This window comes from Serratia sp. TMDUHS_CL, from assembly GCF_037137105.1.
GTDB classification, from domain to species: Bacteria; Pseudomonadota; Gammaproteobacteria; order Enterobacterales; family Enterobacteriaceae; genus Serratia; species Serratia nevei.
Map to the genome: position 1 here is coordinate 44,302 of NZ_JBBBDV010000020.1, position 6,962 is coordinate 51,263.

The 6,962-nt window shown below is 62.2% G+C and carries 6 protein-coding genes and 1 tRNA gene; 6 read left to right on the top strand and 1 reads right to left on the bottom strand.

The genetic code is table 11. The annotated features are described in order from the left end of the window. Positions 1-17 precede the first annotated feature (17 nt). Complete coding sequence (gene pepD, locus WCL58_RS24645) at positions 18-1,478, bottom strand: beta-Ala-His dipeptidase (RefSeq protein WP_060445719.1); 1,461 nt, start codon at positions 1,476-1,478, stop codon at positions 18-20. 338 nt (positions 1,479-1,816) lie between these two features. Here pepD and gpt point away from each other — a divergent pair, with 338 nt between their 5' ends. The 6 genes from gpt (at position 1,817) to WCL58_RS24675 (ending at position 6,872) form a co-directional block, all read left to right on the top strand. Beyond that, complete coding sequence (gpt, locus tag WCL58_RS24650) at positions 1,817-2,275, top strand: xanthine phosphoribosyltransferase (RefSeq protein WP_159317676.1); 459 nt, start codon at positions 1,817-1,819, stop codon at positions 2,273-2,275. A gap of 141 nt (positions 2,276-2,416) precedes the next feature. Next, positions 2,417-3,664 carry an esterase FrsA gene (frsA, locus tag WCL58_RS24655; RefSeq protein ID WP_021504999.1) on the top strand — a complete coding sequence of 416 codons (1,248 nt, stop codon included), beginning with the start codon at positions 2,417-2,419 and terminating at the stop codon, positions 3,662-3,664. A gap of 60 nt (positions 3,665-3,724) precedes the next feature. Beyond that, positions 3,725-4,126, top strand: coding sequence for a sigma factor-binding protein Crl (crl, locus tag WCL58_RS24660; RefSeq protein ID WP_004930258.1), 402 nt, complete (start codon positions 3,725-3,727; stop codon positions 4,124-4,126). A gap of 116 nt (positions 4,127-4,242) precedes the next feature. Then, positions 4,243-5,346 carry a glutamate 5-kinase gene (gene proB / locus WCL58_RS24665; RefSeq protein ID WP_015376738.1) on the top strand — a complete coding sequence of 368 codons (1,104 nt, stop codon included), beginning with the start codon at positions 4,243-4,245 and terminating at the stop codon, positions 5,344-5,346. 9 nt (positions 5,347-5,355) lie between these two features. Continuing rightward, positions 5,356-6,609 carry a glutamate-5-semialdehyde dehydrogenase gene (proA, locus tag WCL58_RS24670; protein WP_060425303.1) on the top strand — a complete coding sequence of 418 codons (1,254 nt, stop codon included), beginning with the start codon at positions 5,356-5,358 and terminating at the stop codon, positions 6,607-6,609. Between the two features lie 187 nt (positions 6,610-6,796). Beyond that, a tRNA-Thr gene (locus WCL58_RS24675) sits at positions 6,797-6,872 on the top strand. Positions 6,873-6,962: the final 90 nt, after the last annotated feature.

Below are 6,962 nucleotides of genomic sequence, written 5' to 3' on the forward strand. Positions count from 1 at the left end.
TGCGTTAAGCGCGCAGCTTACGCGCGCTCAGGGATCGCTTTCAGCAGCGAGGTCAGCAGCTTCCAGTACAGACCGACGCTTTCGATATGCACCTGCTCATCCGGCGAGTGCGGGCCGGTGATGGTTGGCCCGATCGATACCATGTCCATGTCTGGATACGGCTTTTTGAACAGACCGCACTCCAGACCGGCGTGGATCACCATGATGTTCGGCGTCTTGTCGAACAGCTCCTGATACAGCTCGCGCACCAGGTGCATCACCGGCGAGTCGGCGTCCGGCTGCCAGCCCGGGTAGCCGCCCTTCGGTGCCACCTTGGCGCCGGCCAGCTGGCCCAGCGCGGTCAGCATCTCGACCACGTAGTCTTTGCCGCTGTCGATCAGGGAGCGGATCAGGCAGATGATTTCCGCTTCGTTTTCGCTGGTGGTGACCACCCCGACGTTCAGCGAGGTTTCCACCACGCCTTTTACCGCGTCGCTCATGCGGATCACGCCGTTCGGCGTGCCGTTCAGCAGCGCCAGGAAACGCTGCTGGCTGTCGGCGCTCAGCGCCTGCGAAGCGCTGGTGGTCGGCTCCAGCAGCACGGTGATGTTCTTCTCTTTGGCGGAGAGTTCGTTCTGCAGCACCGCCAGGAACTCCTGGCTCAGGGCTTTCAGCGCGTCGGCCTTGTCCGCCGGCACCGCAACCACCGCGGAGGCTTCACGCGGGATGGCGTTGCGCAGGGTGCCGCCGTTCAGATCCAGCACGCGCAGGTTCAGCGCCGCCGCATGGGCGAACAGGAAGCGCGCCAGCAGCTTGTTGGCGTTGCCCAGCCCGACGTGGATCTCGGCGCCGGAGTGGCCGCCTTTCAGGCCCTTGAGCGTCAGCTTCAGGGTTTGGTAACCGGCCGGTACCGCTTCGCGCTGCAGCGGCAGGGTGGTGATGAAGTCGATACCGCCGGCGCAACCCATGTAGATTTCGCCTTCCTCTTCGGAATCGGTATTGATCAGGATGTCCGCCTGCAGCCAGTTCGGCTGCAGCCCGAAGGCGCCGTCCATGCCCGCTTCTTCGGTCATGGTCAGCAGCACTTCCAGCGGGCCGTGCTCAACGCTGTCGTCGGCCAGCACCGCCAGGGCGGAGGCCATGCCGATGCCGTTGTCGGCGCCCAGCGTGGTGCCGCGCGCTTTCACCCACTCGCCGGCGATATAAGGCTGGATCGGATCCTTGGCGAAGTCGTGTACGGTGTCGTTATTCTTTTGCGGCACCATGTCCAGGTGCGCCTGCAGCGCGACCGGCTTGCGGTTTTCCATGCCTTTGGTGGCCGGCTTGCGCAGCAGGATATTGCCGACCCGATCGCGCTCTGCGTGCAGGTTCTTTTCTTTGGCCCAGGTGAGGATGTGCTGCGCCAGCGCTTCTTCATGATAAGAAGGGTGTGGGATAGAACAGATCTTGGCGAAAATATCCCACAGCGGCTGTGGCGAAAGCTGAGACAATTCAGACACTATAAGTCTCCTGTGACGGCAGGCTCCGACAGGACGGGCGTGCCGCGCGGTTAAGGTGAGTGGGCATCTGTGCGTCGTGGCACGATCATCAGAGAATATCACTTTATTTCCGGCGGTGCGCGCCCCGTATTGTGCGGTTTAAGCGCTTGATCACACGGCTTCGCTGCGGGAACGTTCGTTTTTTCAGCATCAATCACCGGAAAGCCGCGCGGCGGAAATCGCGAGGTTTTCCTCGGTACAGCTGGAATTCAATGCGGCCAGTCTCTATAATCTCGCGCAACCTTTTTTCCCCTGAACTATAAAATAAGCCGCTTCACCGCCGGCTGGGACACGATTCTATGAGCGAAAAATACGTTGTTACCTGGGATATGCTGCAAATGCACGCACGCAAGCTGGCGCACCGCCTGCTGCCTGCCGACAAATGGACAGGCATCATTGCCGTAAGCCGCGGCGGTCTGGTACCGGCGGGCCTGCTGGCGCGCGAACTGGGCATCCGCTATGTGGATACCGTCTGCATTTCCAGCTATGACCATGACAACCAACGCGAAATGAAAGTGCTCAAGCGCGCCGAAGGCGACGGTGAAGGCTTCATCGTGGTGGATGATCTGGTGGATACCGGCGGCACCGCGAAAGCGATCCGCGACATGTACCCGAAAGCGCATTTCGTCACCATCTTCGCCAAACCGGCGGGCCGCCCGCTGGTGGACGACTACGTGGTCGACATCCCGCAGGACACCTGGATCGAACAGCCGTGGGACATGGGCGTCAGCTTCGTTCCCCCTATCGGCGGCCGCTAAGCCCAGCCCGTTCCAGCCAAACGCCCGGTTATGCCGGGCGTTTGCGTTATCTTGGTTTATCCTGCCAGAGTTAGGTACACTACCTCCAGTTAAGTAGGCCTTTTGCGGCCTATCGCCAGATTTACGGAGGCTGTTGTTACCATGGCACAGGCCAACCTTTCTGAAATTCTTTTCAAGCCTAAATTCAAACACCCTGAAACCTCGACGCTGGTGCTGCGCGCGCGCAACAAAGTGAGCGCCGCCATGCATTCCGCGTTGGAAGGCGACACCACCGGCAGCTGGTACCGCATGCTGAATCCGCTGCTGTGGGCCTGGCGCGGCGTCAGCCCGATCGAAATCCACGAAGTGCTGGCGCGCATCGCCGCCTCGGACGCCGAGCGCAGCAATCCGCAGCGGCTGGATACCGTGGTGGGCTACCGCAACGGCAACTGGATCTACGAGTGGATCCATCAGGGCATGCAGTGGCAGCAGCGGGCGACGGAGCAGCAGGATCCGCTGCTCGGCGGCGAATACTGGCTGAAGGCCGCGAGCCTGTACAGCATCGCCGGTTACCCGCACCTGAAGGGCGACGAGCTGGCCGAACAGGCGGAGATGCTCGCCAACCGCGCTTACGAAGAGGCGGCGCTGCTGCTGCCGTATCAGCTGAAAGAGCTGGAGTTTCGCATCGAGGGCGGCGGCAGCGTCACCGGTTTCCTGCACATGCCGGAGAAGGGCGAAGCGCCGTTCCCGACGGTGCTGATGTGCGGCAGCCTCGACACGCTGCAGACCGACTACCACCGCCTGTTCCGCGATTACCTGGCGCCGCACGGCATCGCCATGCTGACGCTCGACATGCCGTCGATCGGCTCCTCCTGCAAATGGAAGCTGACGCAGGACTCCAGCTACCTGCACCAACAGGTGCTGATCCAGCTGGCCTCGGTGCCGTGGGTGGACCATCAGCGGGTGAGCGCCTTTGGCTTCCGCTTCGGCGCCAACGTGGCGGTGAGATTGGCCTACCTGGAGCCGCAGCGGCTGCGCGGCGTGGCCTGCCTGGGGCCGGTGGTGCATCGCCTGCTGTGTGACAGCAGCACCCAGCTGAACGTGCCGGACATGTATATGGACGTGCTGGCCAGCCGCATGGGCATGGCTAACGCCTCGGACAACGTGCTGAAGGTGGAGCTGAACAGCTACTCGCTGAAAATGCAGGGGCTGCTGGGGCGCCGCTGCCCGACGCCGATGATCTCCGGCTACTGGGAGCGCGATACGCTCAGCCCAAAAGAAGAGTCGCAGCTGATCGTCACCTCCTCGGTGAGCGGCAAGCTGGTCGCCATCCCGCGCACCCCGGTTTACGACAGCTTCCACCGGGCGTTGCTGCAGATGTCCGGTTGGCTGAGGGACAAAATGCGTTAATTAGTTGCTAAATTTTAACAGTTTGTTAAAAAGAGTGGTCTACATTGAGGAGGTTAGAGAATGACGTTACCGAGTGGTCACCCTAAAAGCCGACTAATGAAACGTTTTGCCAGCTTGGGGCCGTACCTGCGTGAAGGGCAATGTGAGAACGACCGGTTTTTCTTTGATTGTTTGGCCGTCTGCGTCAATGTAAAGCCCGCTCCGGAAAAGCGTGAGTTCTGGGGCTGGTGGATGGAGCTGCAGGCGGAAGAGGCGCGCTTCACCTATTCGTACCAATTCGGCCTGTTCGACAAGGAAGGCGACTGGACGGCGCAAAACATTAAGGATGATGAAGTGAACGCCAAGCTGGAAGACACCCTGCGCGACTTCCATCGCCGCTTGGGCGAGCTGCTGGCGACCATGGAACTGGGGCTGGAACCCGCCGACGATTTCAAAGAAAAACTGATCAAACTCTCCGCCTGACCCCGTTTGACCACGTATTGTGCTGATTTCGCGTTGTGCCTGTTGGCATAACGCGTCTCTCCTGTTACAAAGACCCTTGCACTCTTCTTCTCATCATTACACACGGCAGAAATACTATGAACGGCAGCCAGACATTGGTTGTGAAATTGGGCACCAGCGTGTTGACCGGCGGATCGCTGCGTCTGAACCGCGCCCACATCGTCGAATTGGTGCGCCAGTGCGCGCAGCAACACGCCGCGGGCCACCGCATCGTCATCGTCACCTCCGGCGCCATCGCCGCCGGGCGCGAACACCTGGGCTACCCCGAACTGCCCGCCACTATCGCTTCCAAGCAGCTGCTGGCAGCGGTGGGGCAGAGCCGGCTGATCCAGCTGTGGGAACAGCTGTTCTCCATTTACGGCATCCACGTCGGGCAGATGCTGCTGACGCGCGCCGATCTGGAAGACCGCGAGCGCTTCCTCAACGCGCGCGACACCATGACGGCGCTGCTGGACAACCGCATCGTGCCGGTAATCAATGAGAACGACGCCGTCGCCACCGCCGAAATCAAGGTGGGCGACAACGATAACCTATCGGCGCTGGCGGCCATTCTGGCCGGGGCCGATAAACTGCTGCTGCTGACCGATCAGCAGGGCCTCTACACCGCCGATCCGCGCAACAACCCGCAGGCCGAACTGATCCGTGAAGTGCACGGTATCGACGACGCGCTGCGTGCCATCGCCGGCGACAGCGTCTCCGGCCTGGGCACCGGCGGCATGGGCACCAAGCTGCAGGCGGCCGACGTGGCCTGCCGCGCCGGCATCGACGTGGTGATCGCCGCGGGCAGCAAGCCGGGCGTGGTGGCGGACGTGATCGAAGGCAAACCGGTGGGCACCCGTTTCCACGCGCTGGAAACCCCGCTGGAAAACCGCAAGCGCTGGATCTTCGGTGCGCCGCCGGCCGGTGAGATCACCGTCGACGATGGCGCGGTGGAAGCGATGATGGCGCGCGGCAGCTCGCTGCTGCCGAAGGGCATTCGCGAAGTGAAGGGCGACTTCTCGCGCGGCGAAGTGATCCGCATTCGCAACCTGGCGGGGCGCGATCTGGCGCACGGCGTCAGCCGCTACAATAGCGACGCGATGCGCATGATCGCCGGGCACCACTCGCAGGAAATCAGCGAAATCCTCGGTTATGAATACGGTCCGGTGGCAGTGCACCGCGACGATATGATTGTCAGTTAAGGAGTGAGCATGCTGGAGCAGATGGGGAAGGCCGCCAAGCAGGCCTCCTGGCAGCTGGCGGTGCTGAGCACGGCGAAGAAGAATCAGGTGCTGTCGGTGATGGCCGACAGGCTGGAAGCCAACAGCGAAGCGATCCTGCTGGCGAACGAACAAGACATGGCGCAGGCGCGCGCCACCGGCATGAGCGAAGCGCTGCTCGATCGCCTGCTGCTGACTCCGGCGCGGCTGGCGGCGATCGCCAACGACGTGCGCCAGGTGTGCCGCCTGAACGATCCGGTCGGCCACGTGCTGGACGGCAACCTGCTGGACAGCGGGCTAAAGCTGGAGCGCCGCCGGGTGCCGCTCGGCGTGATCGGCGTGATTTACGAGGCGCGGCCGAACGTCACCATCGACGTCGCCAGCCTGTGCCTGAAAACCGGCAACGCGGTGATCCTGCGCGGCGGTAAAGAGACGCACAATACCAACCAGGCAACGGTGAAAGTGATCCAGCAGGCGCTGGAACAGTGCGGCCTGCCGGCGGCGGCGGTACAGGCGATCGACAGCCCGGATCGCGCGCTGGTGAACGAACTGCTGCGCCTGGATCGCTATGTCGACATGCTGATCCCGCGCGGCGGCGCCGGCCTGCACAAGCTGTGCCGCGAGCAATCGACCATCCCGGTGATTACCGGCGGCATCGGCGTGTGCCACACCTACGTGGATGCCGACGTCGATTTCGACAAGGCGCTGACGGTGATTGAGAACGCCAAGATCCAGCGCCCGAGCGCCTGTAACTCGCTGGAGACGCTGCTGGTGAACCGCAGCATCGCCACCGAGTTCCTGCCGGCGCTGAGCGCCAAAATGGCGGCGGCGGGCGTGACGCTGCACGCGGCGGAAAACGCGCTGCCGCTGCTGCAGGGCGGCCCTGCGACGGTGGTGCCGGTGAACGCGGAAGATTACGACGACGAATGGCTGTCGCTGGATCTGAACGTGTTGCTGGTGGACGATATCGATCAGGCCATCGACCACATCCGCACCCACGGCACCAACCACTCCGACGCGATCCTTACCCGCTCGCTGAGCAGCGCCGAGCACTTCGTGCGCGCGGTGGACTCCTCGGCGGTGTATGTCAACGCCAGCACCCGCTTCACCGACGGCGGCCAGTTCGGCCTGGGCGCGGAAGTGGCGGTAAGCACCCAGAAACTGCACGCCCGCGGCCCGATGGGGCTGGACGCGCTGACCACCTACAAGTGGATCGGCTACGGCGACGATCTGGTGCGCAGCTAAGGCCGGATTGCGGTAGTAAAGACGTCAGGGTGCAGCATGCTGCGCCCTGATTTTTTTGGAAGGGCCAACGCGCGGCAGTGTGACTGCTTGCAAAACAACCAAACGCCCCGGCGGCTATTGACTCATTTCGCGTGCAGGTCTACCTTGTTCAACGCACTTCCGGCTTGCCCCACAGGCCCGGCTCGATGCCGATATAGCTCAGTTGGTAGAGCAGCGCATTCGTAATGCGAAGGTCGTAGGTTCGACTCCTATTATCGGCACCATCCTCTCTTCCTGTAACGTCCGTAATCATCCAAAAATACATTAAATAACAATGCATTGATTGGGTTTTATGTCCGTGACTGTCCGGCGCC

Excerpts from the sequence above, each read along its gene's own strand:
- crl (WP_004930258.1), top strand. The coding sequence starts at position 3,725 with ATGACGTTACCGAGTGGTCACCCTAAAAGCCGACTAATGAAACGTTTT.
- proA (WP_060425303.1), top strand. The coding sequence starts at position 5,356 with ATGCTGGAGCAGATGGGGAAGGCCGCCAAGCAGGCCTCCTGGCAGCTG.
- gpt (WP_159317676.1), top strand. The coding sequence starts at position 1,817 with ATGAGCGAAAAATACGTTGTTACCTGGGATATGCTGCAAATGCACGCA.
- proB (WP_015376738.1), top strand. The coding sequence starts at position 4,243 with ATGAACGGCAGCCAGACATTGGTTGTGAAATTGGGCACCAGCGTGTTG.
- frsA (WP_021504999.1), top strand. The coding sequence starts at position 2,417 with ATGGCACAGGCCAACCTTTCTGAAATTCTTTTCAAGCCTAAATTCAAA.